Annotated in this window: 23 protein-coding genes; 5 read left to right on the forward strand and 18 right to left on the reverse strand. The window is 73.0% G+C overall.

Annotation, left to right across the window (positions count from 1 at the left end):
- Window positions 1–9: 9 nt before the first annotated feature.
- The 5 genes from ABZZ17_RS26435 to ABZZ17_RS26455 all read right to left on the reverse strand — a co-directional run bounded on the left by ABZZ17_RS26435 (window position 10) and on the right by ABZZ17_RS26455 (window position 5,462).
- Window positions 10–2,310, reverse strand: a complete 2,301-nt coding sequence (locus ABZZ17_RS26435; RefSeq protein WP_356879211.1) for an iron-containing redox enzyme family protein — start codon at window positions 2,308–2,310, stop codon at window positions 10–12.
- 1 nt (window position 2,311) lies between these two features.
- Window positions 2,312–3,319 (reverse strand): 3-oxoacyl-ACP synthase, encoded by a 1,008-nt coding sequence (locus ABZZ17_RS26440; RefSeq protein ID WP_356879213.1) that lies wholly within the window; start codon window positions 3,317–3,319, stop codon window positions 2,312–2,314.
- Window positions 3,316–4,242, reverse strand: coding sequence for an isocitrate lyase/phosphoenolpyruvate mutase family protein (locus ABZZ17_RS26445; protein ID WP_356879215.1), 927 nt, complete (start codon window positions 4,240–4,242; stop codon window positions 3,316–3,318). The genes ABZZ17_RS26440 and ABZZ17_RS26445 overlap by 4 nt, the downstream gene beginning before the upstream one ends.
- A gap of 53 nt (window positions 4,243–4,295) precedes the next feature.
- On the reverse strand, window positions 4,296–5,096 hold the full coding sequence (locus ABZZ17_RS26450) for an alpha/beta fold hydrolase (protein ID WP_356879217.1): 801 nt from the start codon (window positions 5,094–5,096) through the stop codon (window positions 4,296–4,298).
- 75 nt (window positions 5,097–5,171) lie between these two features.
- On the reverse strand, window positions 5,172–5,462 hold the full coding sequence (locus ABZZ17_RS26455) for a hypothetical protein (RefSeq protein WP_356879219.1): 291 nt from the start codon (window positions 5,460–5,462) through the stop codon (window positions 5,172–5,174).
- Between the two features lie 255 nt (window positions 5,463–5,717).
- Between ABZZ17_RS26455 and ABZZ17_RS26460 the strand changes: the two genes are divergently transcribed.
- Complete coding sequence (locus tag ABZZ17_RS26460; protein WP_356879221.1) at window positions 5,718–6,575, forward strand: LuxR C-terminal-related transcriptional regulator; 858 nt, start codon at window positions 5,718–5,720, stop codon at window positions 6,573–6,575.
- Between the two features lie 110 nt (window positions 6,576–6,685).
- Here the strand turns inward: ABZZ17_RS26460 and ABZZ17_RS26465 are convergent, their stop codons facing one another.
- Window positions 6,686–7,204 (reverse strand): hypothetical protein, encoded by a 519-nt coding sequence (locus ABZZ17_RS26465; RefSeq protein ID WP_356879223.1) that lies wholly within the window; start codon window positions 7,202–7,204, stop codon window positions 6,686–6,688.
- A gap of 155 nt (window positions 7,205–7,359) precedes the next feature.
- Between ABZZ17_RS26465 and ABZZ17_RS26470 the strand changes: the two genes are divergently transcribed.
- Window positions 7,360–8,046 carry a TetR/AcrR family transcriptional regulator C-terminal domain-containing protein gene (locus tag ABZZ17_RS26470; protein ID WP_356879225.1) on the forward strand — a complete coding sequence of 229 codons (687 nt, stop codon included), beginning with the start codon at window positions 7,360–7,362 and terminating at the stop codon, window positions 8,044–8,046.
- Window positions 8,047–8,064: 18 nt separating this feature from the next.
- Here ABZZ17_RS26470 and ABZZ17_RS26475 read toward each other — a convergent pair whose 3' ends face one another.
- The 4 genes from ABZZ17_RS26475 to gdhA all read right to left on the reverse strand — a co-directional run bounded on the left by ABZZ17_RS26475 (window position 8,065) and on the right by gdhA (window position 12,679).
- Window positions 8,065–8,976 carry a DMT family transporter gene (locus tag ABZZ17_RS26475; RefSeq protein WP_356879227.1) on the reverse strand — a complete coding sequence of 304 codons (912 nt, stop codon included), beginning with the start codon at window positions 8,974–8,976 and terminating at the stop codon, window positions 8,065–8,067.
- Between the two features lie 139 nt (window positions 8,977–9,115).
- Window positions 9,116–9,901 (reverse strand): alpha/beta fold hydrolase, encoded by a 786-nt coding sequence (locus ABZZ17_RS26480; protein ID WP_356879229.1) that lies wholly within the window; start codon window positions 9,899–9,901, stop codon window positions 9,116–9,118.
- The gene (locus ABZZ17_RS26485; protein WP_356879231.1) at window positions 9,898–11,250 is read right to left on the reverse strand and encodes an AMP-binding protein; all 1,353 of its coding nucleotides are present in this window, start codon (window positions 11,248–11,250) and stop codon (window positions 9,898–9,900) included. The genes ABZZ17_RS26480 and ABZZ17_RS26485 overlap by 4 nt, the downstream gene beginning before the upstream one ends.
- A 79-nt stretch (window positions 11,251–11,329) precedes the next feature.
- The gene (gdhA, locus tag ABZZ17_RS26490; protein ID WP_356879234.1) at window positions 11,330–12,679 is read right to left on the reverse strand and encodes an NADP-specific glutamate dehydrogenase; all 1,350 of its coding nucleotides are present in this window, start codon (window positions 12,677–12,679) and stop codon (window positions 11,330–11,332) included.
- A gap of 215 nt (window positions 12,680–12,894) precedes the next feature.
- Between gdhA and ABZZ17_RS26495 the strand changes: the two genes are divergently transcribed.
- On the forward strand, window positions 12,895–13,389 hold the full coding sequence (locus ABZZ17_RS26495; protein ID WP_356879236.1) for an anthrone oxygenase family protein: 495 nt from the start codon (window positions 12,895–12,897) through the stop codon (window positions 13,387–13,389).
- Window positions 13,390–13,426: 37 nt separating this feature from the next.
- On the opposite strand, the gene ABZZ17_RS26500 is transcribed toward ABZZ17_RS26495, so the two are convergent.
- The 8 genes from ABZZ17_RS26500 to ABZZ17_RS26535 form a co-directional block, all read right to left on the reverse strand.
- Window positions 13,427–14,068 (reverse strand): DUF1772 domain-containing protein, encoded by a 642-nt coding sequence (locus tag ABZZ17_RS26500; RefSeq protein WP_356879238.1) that lies wholly within the window; start codon window positions 14,066–14,068, stop codon window positions 13,427–13,429.
- Window positions 14,069–14,236: 168 nt separating this feature from the next.
- Window positions 14,237–15,628 carry a dihydrolipoyl dehydrogenase gene (gene lpdA, locus ABZZ17_RS26505; RefSeq protein ID WP_356879240.1) on the reverse strand — a complete coding sequence of 464 codons (1,392 nt, stop codon included), beginning with the start codon at window positions 15,626–15,628 and terminating at the stop codon, window positions 14,237–14,239.
- 167 nt (window positions 15,629–15,795) lie between these two features.
- On the reverse strand, window positions 15,796–16,794 hold the full coding sequence (locus ABZZ17_RS26510) for a zinc-binding dehydrogenase (protein WP_356879242.1): 999 nt from the start codon (window positions 16,792–16,794) through the stop codon (window positions 15,796–15,798).
- 110 nt (window positions 16,795–16,904) lie between these two features.
- Window positions 16,905–17,627 (reverse strand): disulfide bond formation protein DsbA, encoded by a 723-nt coding sequence (locus tag ABZZ17_RS26515; protein WP_356879244.1) that lies wholly within the window; start codon window positions 17,625–17,627, stop codon window positions 16,905–16,907.
- Between the two features lie 88 nt (window positions 17,628–17,715).
- Window positions 17,716–18,351: a hypothetical protein gene (locus ABZZ17_RS26520; RefSeq protein ID WP_356879246.1), complete on the reverse strand. Its 636-nt coding sequence runs from the start codon at window positions 18,349–18,351 to the stop codon at window positions 17,716–17,718.
- Between the two features lie 124 nt (window positions 18,352–18,475).
- Window positions 18,476–19,114: a DsbA family oxidoreductase gene (locus tag ABZZ17_RS26525; protein WP_356879248.1), complete on the reverse strand. Its 639-nt coding sequence runs from the start codon at window positions 19,112–19,114 to the stop codon at window positions 18,476–18,478.
- An 84-nt stretch (window positions 19,115–19,198) separates the two neighbouring features.
- Window positions 19,199–20,110 (reverse strand): NADP-dependent oxidoreductase, encoded by a 912-nt coding sequence (locus ABZZ17_RS26530; RefSeq protein ID WP_356879250.1) that lies wholly within the window; start codon window positions 20,108–20,110, stop codon window positions 19,199–19,201.
- Between the two features lie 98 nt (window positions 20,111–20,208).
- Window positions 20,209–20,994, reverse strand: a complete 786-nt coding sequence (locus tag ABZZ17_RS26535; RefSeq protein ID WP_356879252.1) for an SDR family NAD(P)-dependent oxidoreductase — start codon at window positions 20,992–20,994, stop codon at window positions 20,209–20,211.
- A gap of 324 nt (window positions 20,995–21,318) precedes the next feature.
- On the opposite strand from ABZZ17_RS26535, the gene ABZZ17_RS26540 reads away from it, so the two are divergent.
- Together ABZZ17_RS26540 and ABZZ17_RS26545 are read left to right on the forward strand one after the other, a co-directional pair.
- Entirely contained in the window at window positions 21,319–22,587 is a 1,269-nt protein-coding gene (locus ABZZ17_RS26540; RefSeq protein WP_356879254.1) for a beta-ketoacyl-[acyl-carrier-protein] synthase family protein, read from the forward strand.
- Window positions 22,584–23,801, forward strand: coding sequence for a ketosynthase chain-length factor (locus tag ABZZ17_RS26545; protein WP_356879256.1), 1,218 nt, complete (start codon window positions 22,584–22,586; stop codon window positions 23,799–23,801). Before ABZZ17_RS26540 ends, ABZZ17_RS26545 begins: the two co-directional genes overlap by 4 nt.
- The last annotated feature ends 16 nt before the right edge of the window (window positions 23,802–23,817 follow it).

Below are 23,817 nucleotides of genomic sequence, written 5' to 3' on the forward strand. Positions count from 1 at the left end.
TGGGGCTCCTCAGATGACCAGGTCGGCGGGGGTCTGCGCGGCCAGGGCCGCGGCGGCGGCCGCTTCGGCGCGGACCCGCTTCACCAGGCCGTGCTCGACGAAGTAGGCGAACGAGGCGTAGCCGCGCCAGATCCGCCGCCACGCGCACTGGACGGCCTCCTCGCCGGAGGCGGTGCGCACGTCGTCGAGGTGGGCGACGACGATCTCGGCGGACTGGCGGGCGTGGCCCGCCGAGAAGTTGTCGATGGACAGGTGGGCCTCTTCGTAGGAGACGTCGAGGCCGTGCCGGCGCAGTTTCTGGATCTCGTGGAGCCGCATCGCGCCGAGGCCGAACATCTCGATGCCCAGGTTGTAGCCGAGGATCTCGTCGTAGAGGCTGTCGGGGAACAGCGACAGGCAGATCTGGTGGACGGAGAAGCCGTACAAGTGGTCCGGCAGGTCTCCCTGGTGGAGGAAGGCCTCCTGCCGGATGTGCGGCAGGTCCATGTCCATGCTGGCCAGCACCTTGTGGATGATCGTGATGTGGTTCTTCGCCATGTCGCCGCGGCCCATCTCGTCCGCGTAGATGGAGAACAGCATGTCGTCGCTGCGCCGCCGGCGGCGGCCGAGGTTGCCGACGCGGTGGGCCCAGGTGCCGTCGATGAGGCTGCCGAGGGCGTACGTGGACTGCTCGAAGACGACCTCGTCGCGGGAGGGGATCTCGGTGAGCGGCTCGTACGGGTCCACGAGCTTGTCCCGGTAGATCCGCTCGACCCGCTCCATCAGGGCCTCGGGCGTGTAGTCGAAGTACGAGGCGTCGGTCAGCAGGCCCTGGGAGCCGTGCTCGAACAGCAGCTCGGCGTCGGCGAGTCCGGCCTCGGCGCGGGCCCGGGCCGCGGGCAGGACGGCGGGGTGGCGCTCGAAGTTGACGAGGCGGTGGAAGAAGCGGCGGTGGTCGTCGGTGGGTGCCGGCTCGCCGACCCGCACGTCGGCGGGCTCCACGGTCGCGAGGCGTCCGCTCCAGGCGCGGGCGGGTTCGTCCCCGGCGGTCAGCGGGACGAGGTCGGCTCCGGCGGGCTCTCCGGCGGCGACGGACCGCGCCCAGGCGGCGAAGACGGCCGCCTCCCGCTCGTCGAAGATGCCGAACATGGGGCCGCCGAACTTGATGGACTTCAGGAACCGGCAGGGTCCGCCGTCGCGGCCGGGGCGCAGCTGGCGGGCGGTGCGGAACTCGCGGACGAAGGCGGCCGCGTCGAGCTGTGCGTCGTCGAGCCAGTCGGTGAGCTTGCGGGTGCCCAGGCGCACGGCGCGGTGCTGGCGTCCCGCGTGCGGGGCGTGCCGCTCGACGATCAGGGCGACCTTGGCGTCGAGGGAGAGGCCCTCGTGCCAGGCGGCGAGCTCGGCGAGGGCGGCGGTGTGCTCGCGTTCCAGGCGGACGACCAGCCGTACGGCCGCGAGGGCGCGGCGGCGGTCCTCGAATCCGGTCGGTGACTGTCCGGTGAGGTCCAGGTACTCGGCGAGGACGGGGCGTACGTCGTGCTCGGTGAGCATCGGCTCGCTGCCGAGCAGGAATTCGTCGAGGCCGAGGGCGTGGGCGGCGTAGTGGACGCCGACGACCTCGGGGAGGAAGGAGGCGGGCAGCCGGGACAGGGCCAGGTGGAAGGCGGCGTGCAGGGCGGTGAGGGGGCGGGCGCCGGCGGCGTCGAGGAAGGCGGCGGCCTCGACTTCGGGGAGGTAGACGCCGTGGCCGGCGAGTGCCCGGCGGCGGCGGCCGAGGAGGCCGGCCTCGGCGGTGCCCTCGCCCTGGAGCAGCCAGTGCTGGCCGAAGAGGCGGCCGACGATTTCGGCGGGCTGGGTCGCGGCCTGCGAGACGGTGTCCAGCCAGCAGCCGCCGGTCAGGGTGAGGGGGGCGCGCTGGCGCAGCACCGCCGCGCGGACCTCGGGGTCGGGGTGGGTGCGCAGCGGGGTGAGGACGGCGGCGAGTTCGGTGCGGGCGGCGGCGACGTACGCGGCGACCGCGTCGGCGTCGGCGGCCGGTCCGGGGTCGGGGTCGTCGTCGGCCGGGTCGCCCTCGGGGGCGAGGAACGCGGCGAGGACCCGGCGGGCGGCGAGGAGGACGGCTTCGCTCTCCTGGTCGGCGAGCAGCCGGCGGAAGAGTCCGGCGGGCGGGGCGGCGGCGATGCGGGCGGCTTCGGCGGCGCCGGCCGGGGAGGCCTCGAAGGGGCCGGCGGGCAGGGAGGTGGTGAGGTCGGGCAGGGGGAAGGCGGGTGCGAAGGAACTGCGGGCCAGGTCGAGGAAGCTCTCGTCGGCGGGGCTGGTGGGCGCGCTCATGTCAGCGGTCCCCCCGTCGGGCGGCGGGGGCCGGGAGCCTGCGCAGCAGGACGCCGATCCGTACGCCGGGGACGCTCGACGCGAGCAGGTAGTGGCCGTGGGGCTTGAGGGCGCCGGCCCCGGCGCGGTCGACGAGGTTGATCAGCGGGTCGGCGGCGAAGCAGTGGCCGACGCGCGGGATGTTGTCGAGGAAGAGCTGTTCGCGGCTGAAGCCGGCCTGGCGTTCCTTGAGGACGACCAGTGGCTTGTACAGGTTGGGGTGCAGCACCCCGTGGATGTCGCCGATCTTCATTCCGGCGTCCTCCAGGACGCGTTCGTTGACCTCGCGGGCGAGGTCGGAGCTGATCTCGTTGGACCAGTCGAGGCCGGCCGGGTCCTGGGCGCCGGCGCCCGCGACGATCTCGTAGGCGTCGGGGCCGAGCGGGGCGGCGCTGATCAGGCAGGAGGCGGCGCCGTCGCTGAAGAGGGCGAAGTTGTCCATGCGGACGGACTCGTCGGTGACCCGGTCGGCGGTGACGACCGCGACCCGGCGGTACATGCCCGCGGCGACGTACGCCTGGGCGGTGCGGATGCCGGCCAGAAGGTTGGCGCAGCGGCCGAGGGTCAGGCCGGTGAAGGCGGCGGCGCCGAGGCCGGTGGCGGCCATGACGTTCTCCACGAAGGTGCCGTGGGTGCGCGGGCCGCCGGGGAAGCGGGTGGAGCACAGGAGGAGGCAGTCGACGTCGCCCGGGGCGGTGCGGGCGGCGTCGAGGGTGGCGCGGACGGATTCGGCGGCGAGGGTCTCCAGGGACTTGGCGGTGCGGTGGACGGTCCCCCAGCCCCACAGGTCGGCGCGGGGCGGCATCCCGAACCGGCGGGCGCGTTCGGCCAGTCCGTCGATGGAGGTGTGGTCGGCGGGGAGTTCGCCGAGTACGTAGCGGGGCGCGGACAGGTGGACGGCGTGGACGGCAGGGGCCGCCGGGACGGTGGTGGCCGCGGTGGCGGCGGGTAACGCGTGCGGAAGGCTCACGGTGCCGGTTCGCTCTCTCGGTCGGCGGACGGGGCGGGGGCGGCGGGGCTCAGGAGCGCGTTGGCCTCGGCGTAGGGGAGGGCGTCCGCGCCGAAGCCGAAGGTGCCGAGTTCGCCGATCTCGCGGGCGGCCCGGGTGAGGGCGCCGAGTGCGGCGCGCGACAGCGCGGAGCCGGTGCTGACGCGGCGTACGCCGAGGGCGCCGAGGTCGGCGACGGACAGCGGCAGGGCGCCGCCCATCAGGACGTTGACGGGCCGGTCGACGGCGGAGCAGACGGCGCGGATCGCGTCGGCGTCGGGCAGGGCCGGGGCGTAGAGCACGTCGGCGCCGGCGGCCTCGTAGGCCCGCAGGCGCCGGATGGTGTCGTCGAGGTCGGGGCGGCCCTGGAAGAAGTTCTCGGCGCGGGCGGTGACGGTGAAGGGGAAGTCGAGTCCCTTGGCCGCCTCCACGGCGGCGGCGACCCGCTCCACGGCCTCGTCGAGGGGGCGTACGGGGTCCTCGTCGCGGCCGGTGGAGTCCTCGACGGAGCCGCCGACGAGGCCCGCGGCGGCGGCGAGGCGGATGGTCTCGGCGACGTCCTCGGGCCGTTCGCCGAAGCCGCTCTCCAGGTCGGCGGTCACGGGCAGGCCGGTGGCTTCGACGATCACGGCGGCGTTGGCGAGGAGTTCGGCGCGGCTGACGGCGTTCGTCCCGTCGGGGCGGCCGAGGCTGTGGGCGAGGCCGGCTCCGGTGGTGGCGAGCGCGGCGAAGCCGAAGGAGGCCAGGATGCGGGCGGTTCCCGCGTCCCAGGGGTTCGGGACGACGAAGGGGCGGGGGCCCGCGTGCAGGTCCCGGAAGGCGACGGCCCGCCGGAGCTGGTCGGCGGCGGAGCCTGCGGCGGTGGGCGCGTTCGTGGGCGCGCCGGAGGGAGCGGTGTGGTTCATCGGGATCCTCGCTGGTGAGCTGCCGGGGTGCGTCGGCCCTCGGGCCGGGGGTGTCAGATCAGCTCAACGTACTCATCCCCGGCGGGTGTCGCCGACGCGGCCGCGCGGGCCAGCGGGCGCAGGACGCGGGTGACGGCTTCGGGCCGGCCCTCGAAGTAGAAGTGGCCGCCCTCGGCCCAGTGCCGGCCGGGTTCCGTGGCGCATTCGCGGGTCCAGGCGTCCAGCGCGACCGCGTCGACGTGCGGGTCCTCGGTGCCGTTGAGCAGGGTGACCGGGACGTCCAGCGGGGCGGCGGGCCGGTAGCGGTATTCGGCGACGAGCCGGAAGTCGGCCTTCAGGTGCGGGAGGAGGAGTTCCTGCACGGCCTCGTCCTCGACCACCTCGGGCGGCAGTCCGCCGAAGAATCCGACGGCCTCGGTGAAGGCCCGGCCCTCCAGGCGGGCGGTCCGGACCACGCGGGGGGTCGGGAGCAGGGAGGGGGCGCTGCATCCGGAGACGACGAGGCCGGCGAGGCCGCGTACTGCGTCGAGGCGGCGGGCGACCTCGAAGGCGAGGGCCGCGCCGAAGCTGTGGCCGAAGAGGAGGAAGGGCCGGTCGTCGGTGGCGGCGAGGGCGATGGCGGCGGCGGCCCCGTCGGCGAGCGCGGCGACGGAGGGGAGGGCCGGTTCACGGAAGCGGTGGCCCCGGCCGGGCGGGCAGACGGCGAGGATCCGCGCGTCCCGTCCCATGGCGGGCTGCCAGTCGAGGAAGGTCCGGGGGTTCCCCCCGGCGTGCGGGAAGCAGTAGACGCGGGTGGCGGGCTCGGGGGCCGCGCCGTTCTCGGAGGTCAGGAACCAGGGGGAGGGGGCAACCACGAGGATCAGCCATTCTCTTGCCGGTCGGTCAGTGGCGGGAGGTGAAGCAGTGCAGGACGGGGCGGCGGCGGACGGTCAGTTCCAGCCAACGTCGTTGGTGGGGCCGGGAACCGGGGCGGTGGTGGCCGGCGCCGGGGTGGTTTCGGCGGGCTGCGGGGTGTTCCAGCCCACGTCACCGGCGACCACGTGCGGCTTCGTGTTGTTCCAGCCGACGTCACCGAGGCGCAGGTGGCTGCCGGAGTCGGTGGTGAGGGCGCCCTGGGCGATCCCGGCGACGGTCGTACCGACGCCGAGCGCGATGCCCGCGGCGGCGAGTGCGACGCGGCCGCGGATTCCGGAAACGCGGCCGGTCTGACGAGTCACCATGTGGTTCTTCCCCATTTTGCCCAGTCCCCTCGAGTCGTTTCGTGTTCGGCCATTCCAGGAACGCCAAACCGAGGCGGTTTCCGGCGGTGATGATCGCCGGGCGCCTTCTTCGTGTTCGTTCCTGCGGTGAGACCAAATCTCCCCTGCCGGGTCACGACGAGGTAGACCTACGATGGCTCCGGTTTACGCATTGCGGGAACCCACGGGGTCCAGACCGCTACGAACAGCTGCATACCGGACAGACAGGGGTGGCACGTGGACGTAGTCAAATACGTCGAAACCGCACAGAGCGGTGCACCTGAAGCGCTGTGTGCGGCCGCCGCGGGGGAACCGCAGGCGTTCTTGCGGGAACTCGCAACGCACCTCGGGCTGCTGGCCCAGGAGGCCGCGCAGCAGGCCGCGCGCCCGGCCGCCGCGCCGGCGGTGGAGGCCCGCGCGGACGAGGAGGTCGTGGGGCCCGGAGTCCGTTATTTGCATGGCCTGGGCAGTATCTCCGGCGCGATCAACGACGCCCTCGGATCGGTCCGGCGGGACATCCTCACCGCGCAGCCGGACGGGGCACGGCCGAGCGCGGTGCTGAAGGAGGCCCTGGAATCCGTACGCCGGCACATCTCGGCGGGGATCGCGATGCGGACGCTCTATCAGCACACCACGCGATTCGACGAGGCGACGAAGGAATATGTCCGCGCGGTTACCGAATACGGCGCCCAGGTTCGCACCCTGGAAGAATTCTTCGACCGTCTGATCATTGTGGACGACGTCGCCTTCATTTCGGCGAACGAAGACCGTACCACGGCTATCTCGATTACCGAACCGACGATCGTACGATTTCTCCGGGACACCTTCGACAAGGCCTGGGACCGGGCGAAGCCCTTTCCCTTCGTGCCGCTCCACGCCGCGAAGGCGGCGGACGAAGTGGTTCCGGCGATCCGGGAGTCGATCAGCAGGCTGCTCGTGGAGGGCTACGCGGACAAGGCGATCGCCCGCCGCATAGGGATCAGCGAGCGCTCCCTCCAGGCCCACATCGCGGCCATCAAACAGGAGATGGGGGCCCTCAACCGGCTCCAGCTCGGCTATCTCCTCGGACGCAACGAGGCCACGTTCGTCGTCTGACGGGGCCGCGTTCGCCGCCTGACGGGGGGCCACGTTCGCCGCCCGACGGGACCACGTTCGCCGCCTGACGGGGCCCGGCCGCCCCCTCGGGACCCGGGGCCCGTGGGGGCTCAGGCGAGGGCGGTGACGGCGAGGGCGGCGGCCGAGGCGCCGAACACGACCACGTGGCGGGCGTTCTGCAGGACCCAGACCCAGGCGGGGAAGCCGTCCTCGGCGGCCTTCAGCAGGGCCGCCACGTCGACGCGGGCCAGCTCCTCGTCGCCCTTGCGGGCGAAGGCGGCGGTCACGGAGGGGACCGCCGTCAGGTTGCTGTACAGGATCACGCAGTTGACCAGCACGATCAGCGACTGCGCGACGTAGGTCAGGACCGGGGCCCAGGAGGCGGCGAGCAGGTTGGCCCCGGCCGCGGCCGCCATCGTCGCGGCGAACCCGACGGGCGCCCAGGTCTCGTGGCCGCCGGCGTCGAAGCGCATGCCGTTCTCCGTGAGGACGGTCGGCCGCACCCCCTGGCGCCGCAGTTCCGCCTCGGCGGCCCCCATGGCGACGGCTCCGTAGCGGGCGCGGACGACCGGGATGCTCAGGAAGGCGGCGGCGACGAGCAGCTGGAGTGCGGCGACAAGAGCGTTCACGGTGGTCCCCCTCGTACGGCGCCCACGGCGCCGCTGTGACGTTCACCCAGTGACTTTCACTAAGTTCAAGGAGACTGTAGGCCTGGACTTGAACTAAGTGCAAGCCCTCGCCTGAACTTTGTGCAAGTGGGGGTGGGCGGCCTATCGTGAGGGGCATGGCACGCGACACGCTCACGCGGGAACACATCGTCCTGACCGCGATCGAACTGCTCGACGAAGAGGGTCTGGACGGCCTGAACATGCGGAGCCTGGGCAAGCGCCTGGGCACCGCGGCCACGGCCGTCTACTGGCACGTCAAGAACAAGGACAACCTCGTCCTGCTCGCCGGCGACCACGTCTGGCACGAGATCGAGCTGGCCGACCCCGAGGCGGTCGGCTGGCGCGCCGCGGCCACCTCCATGGCCACCGGGCTGCACGCGATGCTGAGCCGCCACGCGTGGTTGGTGCCGGCCTTCGGCTCGTACCTGTTCTACGGGCCGGGCAAGGCGCGGTACGACGACCTCAGCCTGGCGGTCTACGAGTCGGCCGGGTTCACCGGCCCCGAGGCGGACCGGGCGGCGGGCACCGTCTTCACGTTCGTGCTCGGCAGCGTCCTCGGCACCTCCGCCGAGGCCTCGCTGGCCCGGCGGCTCGGGCGCGACGGCGGCGACCCGCAGGAGCTGATCCAGGAGACCGTGGCCAGGGCGACCGAGGTCGCCCGGCAGTTCCCGAGGCTGCGCACGCGCGTCGACGGACCGGCGGCGACGGCGTACGCGGCGGCGCCGGAGCAAACCTTCGAGTTCGGACTCCAGATCCTGCTCGGCGGACTGGAGGCCGAACTCGAAGGCCGCGACCGGAGCTGAACTCCCGCCGCTCCCGCGTCACTTCCCCGCGGGAACCGCCGCGGCCCGGGGCCGCCTGCGGGAGACGGCGACGCCGGCGAGGCAGATCGCGCCGCCCAGCAGGGTCAGCCAGCCGGGCACCTCGTCGAGGGCGAACCACGCGATGACGACCACCACGGCGGGCACCGCGTACGTGGTGGCGCCCATCTTCCCGGCGGTGGTGCGCGAGAGGGCGTACGTCCAGGTGGTGAAGGCGAGGGCGGTCGGGAAGAGGCCCAGGTAGACCATGTTGAGGGTGGCGGTGAGCGGGGCTTCGGGGAGCTGGTCGAGCAGCTGCCCGGCGAAGGGCAGGGTGCACGCCGTGCCGACGAAGCAGCCGTACGTGGTCACCTGGAGCGGAGTGGCGTACCGCAGCGCGGGTTTCTGCGAGACGACCCCGGCCCCGTAGGCGAGGGCGGCGACCAGGCACAGCAGCACGCCGACGACCGAGGAGGAGCCGCCGTTCGAGGTGGACACGCCCACGACGGCCGCTCCGGCGAAGGAGACGCCCATCCCCGCCAGCAGCATCGGCGGGAAGCCCTCCTTCAGCAGCCAGCCGCTGAGCAGGGCGATGACGATCGGGCCGATGTTGACGACCATCGCCGCGGTACCGGCGTCGACCTCCTGCTCGCCCCAGTTCAGCGCCACCATGTAGAGCCCGAACCAGAGCACCCCGGAGGCGAGGATCCCCGGCCAGGCCTGACGGGGCGGCAGCGGCACCCGCTTGACCAGGAGTACGGCGCCCAGCGCGAGGGACGCCGTCAGCAGCCGCCCCAGCGCGAGCGCGCCGGGGCCGAAGTGGTCGGCCGACGCGCGGATGGAGACGAAGGCGGAGGCCCACATCACGACGGTGATGCCGGCCGCGACGAGGGCGCGATGGTCGGTTCTGGGATCGCCAGCCGTTTGGTCCATGCGAGCAACGTACCGACGCCCCCCGGCCCTGCCTAGATGATCTCCGGCAGGATCCGGCCGCCCGGCCGGGGCCCGGAGGGGACCCCGGACGAGGGCCGTGGCCAGGGCCCGGGGAGGCCCCGGGAAGGGCCCCGGCCGGTCAGACGGCGGCGAAGGCCGACAGGTCCTCGGTGAGCGCGCGGACCACGGCGTCGTGCTGTTCCGCCAGGTAGAAGTGCGCCCCGGGGAACGACCGGAAGGTGAAGGCGGCGCCGGTCAGCTGCCGCCAGCCCATGGCGTCGGCCAGGCTCGCCCGCGGGTCGGACTCCCCGCAGAGCACGCTGACGGGGGTGCGCAGCACCGGTCCGGGCTCGTAGCGGTATGTCTCGATCGCCTTGTAGTCGCTGCGCAGCGACGGCAGGATCAGCTCCCGGAAGTCCGGGTCGGCGAGCAGCTGCGGGTCGGTGCCGGAGAGTTCGCTCAGCCGGGCGAGGAGGGCCTCGTCCCCCTCGGTGTGGGTGCTCTCCTCCCGGTGGGTGAGCGGGGAGCGGCGTCCGGAGAGGACCAGGCCGCGCGGGCCCGTGCCGGCCCGCTCCAGCCGGCGGGTCAGTTCGAAGGCGAGGACCGCGCCCATGCTGTGCCCGAAGAGGACCAGGGGCCTGCCCCGCCAGGGCCGCAGGGCCCGTTCGACCTCGTCGACGAGCCCGGTCACGGTGTCGGGGCTCGGCTCGCCGAAGCGGTCCTGGCGGCCGGGGTACTGGACGGTGAGCACCTCGGCGTACGGGGCCAGGTCCCGGGAGAGCGGGAAGTAGAAGGAGGCGTTGCCGCCGGCGTGCGGGAGCACGACGAGGACGGGTGCGTCCTGCGGGCGGACCGCGGTGTGGAAGCGGCGGATCCAGGGGCTGCCGGTGGTGCGGAGGTCCCTGGTGGTCTCGGGCGTGGTCATGCGTGGTCCCCGGTGTCGTCCGTGAGCAGGAGCTTCTTCTGTGGTTTGCCCATGGCGTTGCGCGGGACGGAGGCGATGAACCGGACCTCGCGCGGGCGTTTGTGGACCGACAGGTGCGCGGCGACGAAGTCGGTCAGTTCGGTGCCGGTGACCCCTTCGGCGACGACGAAGGCGACGATGCGCTGTCCGAGGTCGGCGTCGGGGACGCCGACCACGGCCGCCTCGCTCACCCGGGGGTGGTCCAGCAGCGCGTTCTCGATCTCGCCCGCGCCGATCCGGTAACCGCCGGACTTGATCATGTCGATGGAGGCCCGGCCGACGATCCGGTGGACGCCGTCGGACGCGTCGACGGCGGCGATGTCACCCGTACGGAACCATCCGTCCTCGGTGTACGCGGCCGCGGTGGCCTCCGGGCGGCCCAGGTAGCCGGAGAACAGGGTGGGGCCGGTGAGCTGGAGTTCGCCGATCTCCGCGCCCGGTTCGGCCGCGACGCGGGTCCGGATGCCGGGCAGCGGGGTGCCGACCGTGCCCGGGCGGACCTCTCCGCCGGCCCGGCCGCTGAGGGTGATCAGCGTTTCCGTCATCCCGTACCGCTCCACCGGCCGGTGGCCGGTGAGGCGTTCGAGGTCCCGGAAGACGGGGGCCGGCAGGGCGGCGCTGCCCGAGACGAGGAGGCGGGCCCCGGACAGGGCCGCGGCCGCCCGCGGTTCGGCGGCGATGCGGGACCAGACGGTGGGCACCCCGAAGTAGAGGCTGCCGCCCGCCTCCGCGTAGGCCTGCGGGGTGGGGCGGCCGGTGTGCACGAGCCGGCTGCCGGTGCGCAGCGCGCCGAGCACGCCGAGGACCAGCCCGTGCACGTGGAACAGCGGGAGCCCGTGGACGAGGGTGTCCTCGGCGGTCCACTGCCAGGCTCCGGCGAGGGCGTCGAGGTCGGCGGTGATCGCGGCGCCGCTGAGCACGACGCCCTTGGGCGGCCCGGTGGTGCCGGACGTGTACAGGATCAGCGCCGGGTCCGCGGCGGGCGCGGCCGGGGCGGTCCGGGCGGGGGCCCGCCGTGCGAAGTCGACGTCGACCTCCACGGCGCCCGAGTCCCGCAGGATGTGCGCGCGTTCGGCCGGTCCCGCGTCGGGCGGCAGCGGTACGAGCGGCACCCCGGCCAGCAGGGCGCCGACGGCCGCCGCGACGGTCTCCAGCGAGGCGGTCGCCGTCACCGCGAACGCCGGGGCGCCCGCGACGTCGGCGGCGACCGCGCCGGCGGCGCCCAGCAGTTCCTCGTACGAGGCGTTCCGCCCGGCGACGCTCAGCGCGTCCTCGCGGTCGCCGTACGTCCCGTCAAGCGCGCTCAGCACGGATTGCTCCCTGTCGGTGGTGGAGGACCAGGTTACGGCCCTCCACCGGGCTCCCGGCCGGGTGCCCCCGGATCGCGGGTCAGATCACGCCCTGGGCGAGCATCGCGTCGGCGACCCTTTCGAAGCCGGCGATGTTGGCGCCCGTGACGTAGTCGCCGGCGGCTCCGTACCGTTCGGCCGTCTCGTACGCGACGGCGTGGATGTCGCGCATGATGCCGGCGAGTTCCTCCTCGACCCGGCTCGCGCTCCAGCCCGTGCGGCCGGCGTTCTGGGCCATCTCCAGGGCGCTGACGGCGACTCCGCCCGCGTTGGCGGCCTTGCCGGGGCCGAAGGCCACTCCGGCCGCCTGGAAGAGGTGGACGGCCTCCGGGGTGGTGGGCATGTTGGCGCCCTCCGAGACGGCCTTGACCCCGCCGGCGACGAGCGCGCGGGCGTCGTCGGCGCCGAGTTCGTTCTGGGTGGCGGAGGGGAAGGCCACGTCCGCCGGGACCTCCCAGACCCGCCCGCCGGGTACGAAGCGGGCGGACGCCCCGCGGCGCTGCGCGTACTCGCTGACGCGTCCGCGCTCGACCTCCTTGATCTGCCGCAGCAGCGCGAGGTCGACGCCCTTCTCGTCGATGACGTAGCCCTGGGAGTCGGAGCAGGTCAGCGGGTTGGCGCCGAGCTGCTGGAGCTTCTCGATCGTGTACAGGGCGACGTTGCCGGAGCCGGAGACGACGGCGGTCAGTCCGTCGAGGGACTCGCCGCGGACCGCCAGCATCTCGGCGGCGAACAGGACGCTGCCGTAGCCGGTGGCCTGCGGACGGATCTCGGAACCGCCCCAGCCGGTCCCCTTGCCGGTGAGGACGCCCGCCTCCCAGCGGTTGGTGATCCGCCGGTACTGGCCGAACAGGTAGCCGATCTCGCGGCCGCCCACGCCGATGTCACCGGCGGGGACGTCCGTGTGCTCGCCGATGTGGCGGTACAGCTCCGTCATGAAGGACTGGCAGAAGCGCATGACCTCCGCGTCGGACTTGCCGTGCGGGTCGAAGTCGCTGCCGCCCTTGCCGCCGCCGATGCCCAGGCCCGTCAGGGCGTTCTTGAAGATCTGCTCGAAGCCGAGGAACTTCACCACGCCGATGTCGACCGACGGGTGGAAGCGCAGCCCGCCCTTGTAGGGGCCGAGCGCGCTGTTGAACTCCACCCGGTAGCCGCGGTTGACGTGGACCCGGCCGCGGTCGTCCGTCCACGGCACCCGGAAGATGATCTGCCGCTCGGGCTCGACCAGCCGCTCGACGAGTCCCGCCTCCGCGTACTCGGGGCGTGCGGCGAACACGGGGGCCAGGGTGTCCAGGACCTCGCGCACGGCCTGGTGGAACTCGGGCTGGGCGGGGTTGCGGCGCTCGATGTCGGCCCGCAATGCGTCCAGCCGGTGCTTCGGTTCGGTCACGGTCAGTTTCCTCTCCAGGCTTCGCTGCCGGGCGTGCGGGCCCGCGGAAGCGGAGGGTACCCCGTGCGGCTGTGTGCGCAGAAAGGTGTCCAACGGCTGAAACCGGCTGGTAACGGCCCATCGGATTTTCCGGGACGCGGGCGATCTCCGCCCGTAGGATCGGCCGGGACCGACAGCTCGATGACCGGATTTCGACTACGTGCGGGGAGCTCTGCGTGGAAACGGCACGGTTCGCGTCACTGATCGCGGCGACGATCACCATGGGGCTGGTCAGCGGCCTCTTCTACGGGTTCGCCGTGGCCGTGATGCCCGGCCTGCGGGGCACCGGCGACCGGACCGTCGTCGAGGTGATGCAGCGGGTCAACGTGGCCATCCTCAACGGCTGGTTCATGCTGGGCTACCTCGGGGCGCTGCTGTTCACCGGACTCGCCGTGGGCCTGCACGTCCCGGCCGACGGGCGGGACGCCCTGGCGCCGCTCGTCGGGGCGTTCGTCTGCTACGTGCTGGCGATGACGGTCACCGGCCTGGTGAACATCCCGCTCAACAACGCCCTGGAGCAGGCCGGCCCGGCCGACCGGCTCGCCGATCCGGCGTCCGTCCGGCGGGCCTTCGAGGGGCCGTGGGTCCGTGCGAACGTCTGGCGCACGCTGCTGTGCACGGCGGCGACCGGCCTGCTGGCCTGGGCCCTGGTCCTGCACGGCGGTTCCTGACCCGGGCGGGCGCCCCGCCCGGGTGCCCGCCCGCCGGTCAGCGTGGCGTGGCGCGGCCGTGCAGGACGAGGGCCCGGGCCAGGGAGGCGAGGGCGAGCGTGCAGACCACGGTGCGGACGATGTTGGTGGTGACCCAGGTGCCCTTGAACTTGTCCACCACCGGGAGGTCGGTGCGCGCCGAGGCCGCGGCGTCCGCGAGTTCGTTGTTCAGCGGGATGTTCACCGCGAAGGTGATCACGAGGACCACGAGGTAGGCGAGCGCGGCCGCCCCGGCCCACAGCGCGACCGCTCGGCGGCCCGAGCGCAGCGAGAGGACCGCCGCCGCGGCGGCGGTGAACAGGGCCAGGACGAAGGCCGTGCCGAAGAGGCCGTTGCCGTCGATGGCCGCGTTGAAGTTGCCCATGACGGTGACGTAGGCACGGTCGTCGTCGAGTCGGGCCAGCCCCGGCATCACCGAGACGTCGAAGGCGAAGAACAGCCCCGACATGAGCCCGACGAGCACCGTCGAGACGCCGAGCAGCACCCCGGTGGCCCGCGCGCCGCCCCGCCCGGGTGCGGCCGGACCCGGTGCGGCGGGCCCCGGTCCGGCGGGCCCCGGTCCGGCGGGACCCGGTCCGGCGGGCTCCCGGGGACCCCAGCCCGGTGGAACCCGGCCCGGTACGGAGTGATCCGGAGTCATGGCGCGTCCTCGTCTGCTGACCGGCGGACCCCGCGTCCGCGCGGAGCCGATGGTGGCACCCGGCTCCGCTCCCCGCCAGGACATTACGGCGAGCGCGCCCGTACGGACCTCGGAAGGAGCGGCTCCGGGGCCCGTACGGCGGCCCGCGCCGGACGTGGTCGGCCGTGGTCAGCCGTGGACGTGCAGCGGCTTGCCGGCCAGGGCGAGGTGGGCCTCGCCGAGCGCCTCGGTCTGCGTCGGGTGCGCGTGGACGAGGCTCGCGACCTCGGCGGGCAGCGCCCCCCAGTTGTAGATCAGCTGGGCCTCGCCGATCTGCTCGCTGACCCGCGAGCCGATCATGTGCAGGCCGATGACGGGACCGTCGGCGACCTGGACGAGCTTGATCTCGCCGGCCGACTTCAGGATCCGGCTCTTGCCGGTGCTCCCCGCGTTGAACTTGCTGACGATCACCTTGTCCGCGCCGTACAGCTCCTTGGCCCTGGCCTCGGTGAGCCCGACGGAGGCGATCTCCGGCTCGCAGTACGTGACCCGGGCGACTCCGTCGTAGTCGACCGGGGTGACCGGCAGGCCGGCGATCCGCTCGGCGACGAGGATGCCCTCGGCGAAGCCGACGTGGGCCAGCTGGAGGGTCGGTACGAGGTCGCCGACGGCCGACACGGTCGGGAGGTTGGTGCGCATCAGTTCGTCGACGACGACGTGCCCGCGCTCCAGGGCGACCCCGGCCTCCTCGTAGCCGAGGCCGGCGGAGACCGGGCCGCGGCCGACGGCGACGAGCAGCAGCTCGGCCTCGACCTGCTTGCCGTTCTCCAGGGAGACCCGGACGCCGGAGTCGGTGTACTCGACGCCGGAGAAGCGCGCCCCCAGCTCGAACTTGATCTTGCGCTTGCGGAAGGCCCGCTCCAGCGCCTTGGAGATCTCGACGTCCTCCGCGGGCACCAGGTGCGGCAGGCCCTCGACGACGGTGACGTCCACGCCGAAGGACTTCCAGGCGGAGGCGAACTCGACGCCGATGACGCCGCCGCCGAGGACGACCGCCGACTCGGGGATCCGGTCCAGGACCAGGGCGTGGTCGGAGGAGACGACCCGGTCGCCGTCGATGGTCAGGCCCGGCAGGGAACGCGGCTGCGAGCCGGTGGCGAGGACGACGTGCCGGCCCCGGTAGCGGACGCCGCCCGCCTCGACCTCGGTCGGGGAGACGAGGCGGCCCTCGCCCTCCACGAGGGTGAGGTTCTTGCGGGCCTTCAGGGTGCCCTGGAGTCCCTTGTACAGGTGGGCGATCACCCCGTCCTTGTAGGTGTGCACCGCGGATATGTCGACGCCCTCGAAGGTGGACTTCACTCCGTAGGACTCGCTGCGGCGGAGCTCGTCGGCGACCTCACCGGCGTGCAGCAGGGCCTTCGTCGGGATGCAGCCGTTGTGCAGGCAGGTGCCGCCCAGCTTGCCCTTCTCGACGAGGACGACCTTCAGGCCGAGCTGTGTCGCGCGCAGGGCGCAGGAGTAACCCCCGCTGCCGCCACCGAGGATGACGACGTCGTACACGCCGTCGGCGGAATTCTCCATGGCTGATGACCTTTCGTCTCGCATGGCACCACGCTCTCATCCCCTTGATCACGGCGGGCTCCGGGAACCGGAATCCATCAGCTCCCGCCGCTGCGGGGGACGAGTTCACGCCACGCGGGAGCGGCCCCGCCGGCCGGGGCCGGCGGGGCCGCTCGCGGGTGCCGCGGTCAGGCGTCGGCGTCCGGGAGGAGGACGATCCGGCCGGTCTGCGAACGGGCCTCGATGAGGCGGTGGGCCTCGGCGACCTCGTGCAGCGGCAGGGTGGCGTGCACGGCGTGCCGCACGGTGCCGTCGGCCAGCCGGGCGGCCAGGTCCTCGTGATTGCGCAGGTACTCCTTGGGGCGGGCGGCGCGCCAGCGCGAGAGCGCGAAGCCGGTCAGGAACTTCATCTCGATGAGCTCCATGGGCGAGACCCGGGGGATCTCCAGTCCGCCGCCGGCCGAACCGTAGAACACCAGCCGGCCGAAGGGCGCGAGAAAGCCGACGCCCTGGCGCAGGACGTCGCCGCCGACGCTGTCGAGGATGACGTCGACGCCCTTGCCGCCCGTCGCCTCGCGGACCTGTTCGGCCCAGTCGTCACGGGTGTAGTCGACGACGACGTCGGCCCCCAGGCTCCGTACGAACTCCAGCTTGTCGGCGGAGCCGGCGGTACCGATCACCAGGCCGGCGCCGGCGGCCTTGGCCAGCTGGACGCTCAGGTGGCCGATGCCGCCGGAGGCGGCGTGCACCAGGACGCTCTCGCCGGGCTGGAGCCGCGCGGTGCCCAGCGTGCCGGAGGCGATGGGCCCCGGGGAGGGCAGCGCGGTCGCCTGCGCGGCGTCCAGGCCTTCGGGGACGGGCAGCACGGTGGAGGCCTCGACGACGGCGTAGTCGGCGTAGGCGCCGTTCAGGGTGAACGCGCCGACCCGGTCGCCCTCGTGGATGTCCGTCACCCCGGCGCCGACGCCCGCGACCCGGCCGATGACGTCCCCGCCGAGGACGATCGGGAACTGGGGGCGCCACATCGGGGCCGGGAAGATGTTGCGCCGCATCTGGGTCTGCGCGAAGCCGACGCTGACGGCTTCGGCGGCGATGAGGACCTCGCCCGGACCCGGCGTCGGAATGGGAGCTTCCTCCACGCGGAGGACATCCGGGTCCCCGTACTCGTGGATTCGGATGATGCGCATCTGACTTCCTCCGGTCGTGCCGCGGAGCGGGCGGGAGAACTGCTGACAAGGAAAGGGGAAGAGGGGCCGGCCGGGCACGGCGGCCCGGCCGGTGCCGGCACTCGGACGGCCTAGTCGGTGACGGGCGCGGAGCGTCCTGTGCTCTGCTTCAGCTCGAAGAAGTCCGGATCGGCGGCCAGCGTCGCGAAGGCGCTCCACAGCCCCGCCGCCCGCTCACCACGCGGTATCGCGGAGAGCACCGGACCGAACTGGCCGGGGCCGCCGTCCACGGAGATCGTGGGAACGCCGATCAGCTCCTGGCCGAGGTCCCGTGCGGGAACCCGGTCGTGCGAGGCGCGCAGCCGCTCGTCCCACTCCTCGGAGTCCAGCGCGCTCAGCAGCGAGGCGGGCAGGCCGAGTTCGGCCAGGGCCTCGGCGCAGCCCGGCCCGACCCCGTCCAGCGCGCGGTGCATGGCCTCGCGGAAGTCGGAGTCCGCCGCGGTGCGCACCGGTTCGAAGATGCCGCCCCGGCCGTGGAAGCGGCTGCCGAGGGCGGTGTAGAGCGGGCCGACGATCTCGTCGCCGTGTGCGTCCCGGGCCGCGGCGACCAGTCGGACGGGGCCCCAGTAGCGGCCGAGGAGGGCGCGCCGGGCCTCGGGGACCTCCGGGCCGCTGTTGAGCAGGGCCAGGCTCATCTCGTGCCAGCGCAGGGTCAGGGGCAGCCGTTCGGCGGCCTCCAGCACCCAGCGGGAGGTGATCCAGGCGAAGGGGCACAGGGGGTCGAACCAGAAGTCGACCGTCTGGCCGGCGGTCCCGTCCGTGGACGGGGCGTGCGCGGTGTCGGTGTGTGGCATGTCTTTCGGGCTCCCCGGGATGAGGGTGCGGCCGGGCGCGGCCGCCGAGGGTGCTCGGCGGCCGCGCCCGGGCCTGTCGGACCGTTGGTCAGTAGCCGACCGTGGTGGTCGAGAACGCGACCGACTTCGCCGGGTCGGCGTAGCACTGGAAGGGGTCCCACTCGTTGGTGACCGGCTGCAGCCGGTTCCAGCCGAACGCGGTGTCGGTGAAGCTGGAACCGCCGGCGCCCGTCGTGAGGGTGCCGCCGGCAGGGGCGCGGAGGGTGACTTCCAGGTTGGGGAAGTCGAACTCGACGCCGCCGGCCCATTCGCCGTCGGACTTGACGCGCAGGTCGTTGCCGTTGCGCTCCACGGTCTGGTGGGCCGTGCCCAGGTTGCTGCCGCCCGTCAGCTTGTAGCTGACGATCTTGGCGTTGGCCGGAACCTTGTAGTTGAACGAGATGGTGTTCAACAACTTGTTGTAGTCGGCGATCGCCTTGATGGGCGCCGAGTCGAAGGTGACCTTGAAGGTCTGGCCGGGCGCCACCTTGGCCGGGGCCGTGGTGGTGAAGTTGCGGCTGTACTCGACGGGTATCCACTCACCGGAGACCCGCGTCTGGCAGATGTACGGGAGCGTGGTCGTCGCGGTGTCGGCACTGGCCGTTCCGGACGTGGCAAGTACCCCCGTCAGAGCCAGACCCAGCGAACCGACCGCGCCGCCCGTCAGCTTCCACTTGCGCTGCACTGATGTTCCTTTCCAGAGCCCGTCGGCGTGGAGGTGTCCCCGCCTGGTCGATCACTTTTCGTCAGCCTGCTGGAGATCCGTTGGAGAAGGGATCCAGCCGACCAGGCGGGTTCACGCTCCCCCGTCAGGCCCCGGCGCGCTGTGCCCAGGCCGCTTCGAAGGCGGCCGTGAGCACGGCCGGATCCTGTACTCCGGAGACCGGCGGACGGCCGTCGATCACCACGGAGGGCACTCCTCCCACGCCGGCGGCGCGGGCCCGGCGTTCGTCCGCGGTGACCTGGTCCGCGTAGGCCTCGCCCGCCAGCAGCGCGCCGACCTCGTCGGCGTCCAGGCCGGCCGCCGTGGCGATGCCGGACAGCACGTCCGGGTCGGCCACGTTCAGCGCGTCGGTGTGGTAGGCGTGGAACAGGCCTTCCAGCACCTGGTCGACCCGGCCGCGAGCGGCGGCCAGGTGGATCAGCCGGTGGGCGTCGAAGGTGCTGACGGGGCGGGACTTGTGCAGGTTCAGCTCCACGCCCTCCTGCTCGCCGTTCGAGCGGATCAGTGCGACCCGCGCGGGTACGGCGGCCGGGTCGGTCCACTGCTCCATGGCCTCGGCGGCCGTGGGGCCCGGGACCCCGTCCGCTTCGGGGGCCAGCTGGAAGCTGCGCCACACCACTTCCACCGCGTCACGGTGCGCGAAGCCCTCCAGGGCCTTCGCGATCCTGCGCTTGCCGATGTAGCACCAGGGGCACAGGACATCGGAGTAGATCTCTATCTTCATGCGTACGCTCCTCACTACGCGCCGCCCGTGCGTCCCGGACCGGCGGCTGCCGCTCCGGGCGGCGGCGCCGACTGCGTCCCCGCCTCAGGCGACGGTGACGACGACCTTGCCCCGCACGTGTCCGGTCTCGACCTCGCGGTGGGCGTCGGCGGCCCGCTCCAGCGGGAAGGTCCGGGACACCTCGACGCGGAGCTTGCCGGCGGCGTAGAGCGCGGTGAGCTCGGCGAGGCGGGACTGCGCGCGCTGGCTGAAGATGCCGCGCACGCCGAGTTCCTCCAGCCGTCCGAAGTCGACCAGGGTGCCGATCCGGTTCTTGTCCTTCACGAGCTCCACGGAGTCGTCGAGGGCGACGCCGCCGATGCCGTCGAGGGCCGCGGTGACGCCCTGCGGGGCGAGTTCGCGCACCCGCTCCACGAGGCCCTCGCCGTAGCGGACCGGGGTGGCGCCGAGCTCCCGCAGGTAGTCGTGGTTGCGCTCGCTGGCGGTACCGATCACCGTGGCGCCCCGCTCCTTCGCGAGCTGCACGGTGATGGTGCCGACCCCGCCCGCCGCGGCGTGGACGAGGAGGGTGTCGCCCTCGCCGACCGCCAGCGCCTCCAGGGCGGTGTGGGCGGTCTGCGCGGAGGCGGAGAAGGCCCCGGCGACCTCCCACGGCATGTTCGCCGGCTTGGCGACGACCTGGTCGGCCGCCACCACCAGGTGTTCGGCGTAGCAGGACAGGATCGCCCAGCCGAGGACCTCGTCGCCGACGGAGAACGCGCTGACGCCCTCGCCGAGCTCGTCGACGACTCCGGCGAAGTCGTTGCCGACGGTCTGCGGGAACGTCAGGGTCGTCCCCGGCGGCGTCCAGCCTCCGCGCACGGCGCAGTCGTAGGCCTGCACACCGGCGGCCTTGACCCGGACGCGGATCTGTCCGGCGGCCGGGCGGGGGGTGTCGACCTCCGCGACCTGGAGGACCTCCGGGCCGCCGAACTCGTTGAACACCGCTGCCTTCATAGGACACTTCCTTACTTCGTGCGTGATGGTTCCGGCCGGGGCTCGTGGCGCGGCCGTGCGGACTGCCCGCGGCCGGGGTCGGGCCGCGGGCGGGTGGGTCAGTAGTTGCCGAGGCCGCCGCAGACGTTCAGGGCCTGGGCGGTCACGGAGCCCGCCGCGTCGCTGACCAGGTAGTCGACCATGGCGGCCACCTCGTCCACCTCCACGTAACGGCCGATCGGCACCCGCGTGGTGACCTTCTCGGCGGCCTCCTCGGCCGTGATGTTGTAGGAGGAGGCGTAGTGCTGGCGGACCCGCTCGGCCATCGGCGTCTCGACGAACCCGGGACACACGGCGTTCGCGGTGATGCCCGTCTTGGCCAGGTCGAGGCCGAGGGCCTTGGTGAAGCCGACGACGCCGTGCTTGGACGCGGAGTAGGGGGCCGCGGTCACGGCGCCCTGCTTGCCGGCCGTGGACGCGATGTTGACGATGCGGCCCCAGCCCTTGCCGAGCATGCCGCCGGCGCTGAGCACCTCGCGCGTCAGCAGGAAGACGCTGTTGAGGTTGGTGTTGATGACGTCGTACCAGAGCTCGTCCGACATCTCGGCGACGGGTCCGCCGCCGCTGCGGCCGGCGTTGTTGACGAGGATGTCGACGGTGCCGAACCGCTCGACCGCGGCGCCGACGAAACGCTTCACGTCCTCCCGGTCGGTCACGTCGCAGGTGGTGCCGTCCACGGCGCCGCCCGCCTCCTGGAGGCTCTTCACCGTCGCGGCGAGCCGGTCCGCGTCACGGCCGCACAGGTACACCTGCGCGCCCTGCTCCGCGAGGTGGGCGGCGATGCCCAGCCCGATGCCGCTCGTCGCCCCTGTCACCAGTGCGACCTTGCCGTTCAGCGAGCCCATCGTGCCTCCGTATCGCAATGTTCCGGCCCTTTTCCGGACCAGACGGACTACGGAGAGCGTGGTTCGCCGCCCTCGACCGCCGGTCGAGGAACCCTTGAGGGCCCGTGCGGGGGCGCGGACGCCCCGCCGCGCCGCCATCGCCGGTCCCCGGCCCCCACGTGCGCCGAGACGGACCTTCGAGCGGTCCTCGAGAAAGGCAACAGAGCGTCAAAGGATCAATTGACGCAGTTTCTGTCGTGGTAGGGGGCCGGTCTCTCTGCGGCCAGGCCGGAAAGGACTTGACTCGATGTCCAGCTCGCACACCTACGGGACGAGTCGCGCGCGATGACCCGACGAGTGGTGATTACAGGAATCGGCGTACGGGCGCCCGGCGGCTCCGGAGCGAAGGAGTTCTGGGACCTGCTGACCGCCGGCCGCACCGCGACCCGCGGGATCACGTTCTTCGACGCCTCGCCCTTCCGCTCCCAGGTGGCCGGAGAGGTCGACTTCCACGCCGGGGCCGAGGGCCTGACGCCGCGTGAGATCCGCAGGATGGACCGGGCGACGCAGTTCGCGATCGCCTGTACCCGGGAGGCCGTGGCGGACAGCGGGCTCCCGTTCAGCGGCGTGCCCGCGCACCGCATCGGCGTGAGCCTGGGCAGCGCCGTCGCGGCCGCGACGAGCCTGGAGAACGAGTACCTCGTCATGTCCGACCGGGGCCGTGACTGGGTCGTCGACCCGGACTACCTCTCCCCGCACATGTTCGACTACCTCAGCCCGGGCGTCATGCCCGCCGAGATCGCGTGGGCGGCCGGCGCGGAGGGCCCGGTGACGATGGTCTCCGACGGCTGCACCTCCGGGCTCGACTCCGTCGGGTACGCCGTGCAGCTGATCCGCGAGGGCAGCGCCGACGTCATGATCGCCGGAGCCGCGGACACCCCCGTCTCCCCGATCGTGCTGGCCTGCTTCGACGCGATCAAGGCCACGACCTCGCGCAACGACGACCCCGAGCACGCTTCCCGGCCCTTCGACGCCACCCGCAACGGCTTCGTCCTCGCCGAGGGAGCCGCCATGTTCGTCCTGGAGGAGTACGAGGCGGCCCGCGCCCGCGGCGCCGACATCTACGCCGAGGTCACCGGCTACGCCACGCGCTGCAACGCGTACCACATGACCGGACTCAAGACGGACGGCCGGGAGATGGCCGAGGCGATCCGCGTCGCCCTGGACGAGTCGCGCGCGGACGCCACCACCATCGACTACATCAACGCCCACGGCTCCGGCACCAAGCAGAACGACCGGCACGAGACCGCCGCCTTCAAGCGCAGCCTCGGTCAGCACGCCTACGACGTTCCGGTCAGCTCGATCAAGTCGATGATCGGGCACTCGCTCGGGGCGATCGGCTCGATCGAGATCGCCGCGAGCCTGCTGGCGATCAGGCACAACGTGGTGCCGCCGACCGCCAACCTGCACCACCCCGACCCCGAGTGCGATCTGGACTACGTCCCGGTGACCGCGCGCGAGCACCGGGTCGACTCGGTCCTCACCGTCGGCAGCGGTTTCGGCGGCTTTCAGAGCGCCATGATCCTCCGCGCCCCGGAAGGAGCGAAGGCATGACCAGGACCGTCATCACCGGGATCGCCGTCACCGCACCCAACGGAATGGGCGTGGAGGCCTACTGGAAGGCCCTGCTCGACGGCAGCACCGGCATCGCCCCGGTCACCGGTTTCGACGCCACCGGCTACCCGGCGAGCCTGGCCGGCCAGATAGCCGGCTTCGACCCCGCCGACCACCTCCCGGGCCGGCTGCTGCCGCAGACGGACCGCTCGACGCAGCTCGCGCTCGTTGCCGCCGAATGGGCGCTGACCGATGCCGGAGTCCCCAACGACACCGTCCAGGACTACGACATCGGCGTGGTGACCTCGAACGCACTGGGCGGGTTCACCTTCACCCACCACGAGTTCGCCAACCTGTGGACCAAGGGTTCGAAGTTCGTCAGCGTCTACGAGTCGTTCGCCTGGTTCTACGCGGTCAACACCGGCCAGATCTCCATCCGCCACCAGCTGCGCGGCCCCAGCGCCGCGCTGGTCGGTGAGCAGGCCGGCGGTCTCGACGCGCTGGGCCACGCCCGCCGCACCATCCGGCGGGGCACCCCCGTCGTCGTCGCCGGCGGGGTGGACTCCGCCTTCGACCCGTGGGGCTACGTCTCCCAGCTGGCCGGCGGCCGCGTCACCCGGGAGAGCGACCCGGCCCGCGCCTACCAGCCGTTCGGCGCCCAGGCCTCGGGGTACGTGCCGGGCGAGGGCGGGGCGATGCTCATCGTCGAGGACGAGGCCGGCGCCGTGCGGCGCGGCGTACGCCCGTACGGGGAGATCGCCGCGCACGCCTCGACCTTCGACCCCGCTCCCGGATCCGACCGGCCGCCGACGCTCGGCCGGGCCGTCGAGGCCGCGCTCGCCGAGTCCGGGCTCGCGCCCGGGGACATCGACGTGGTGTTCGCCGACGGCGCCGGCATCCCGGAGCTGGACGCCGCCGAGGCCGCCGCGATCCGCTCCGTGTTCGGGGCGGGCGGCGTGCCGGTGACCGCCCCGAAGGCGCTCACCGGGCGGCTGTACTCGGGCGGCGGGCCGCTGGACGTGGTCACGGCCCTGCTGGCCATCCGCGACGGCGTGATCCCGTCCACCCCCACGGTCACCGAGGTCCCCGCCGGGTACGGCATCGACCTGGTGCACACCGGGCCCCGCGAGGGGCGGATCCGCAACGCGCTGGTCCTCGCCCGCGGCCGGCACGGGTTCAACTCGGCCGTGGTCGTCCGCGGCCCGCGCGACTGACTCCCGCCGGCCCGCC

The organism is Streptomyces sp. NPDC006512 (genome assembly GCF_040611935.1).
GTDB lineage: Bacteria > Actinomycetota > Actinomycetes > Streptomycetales > Streptomycetaceae > Streptomyces.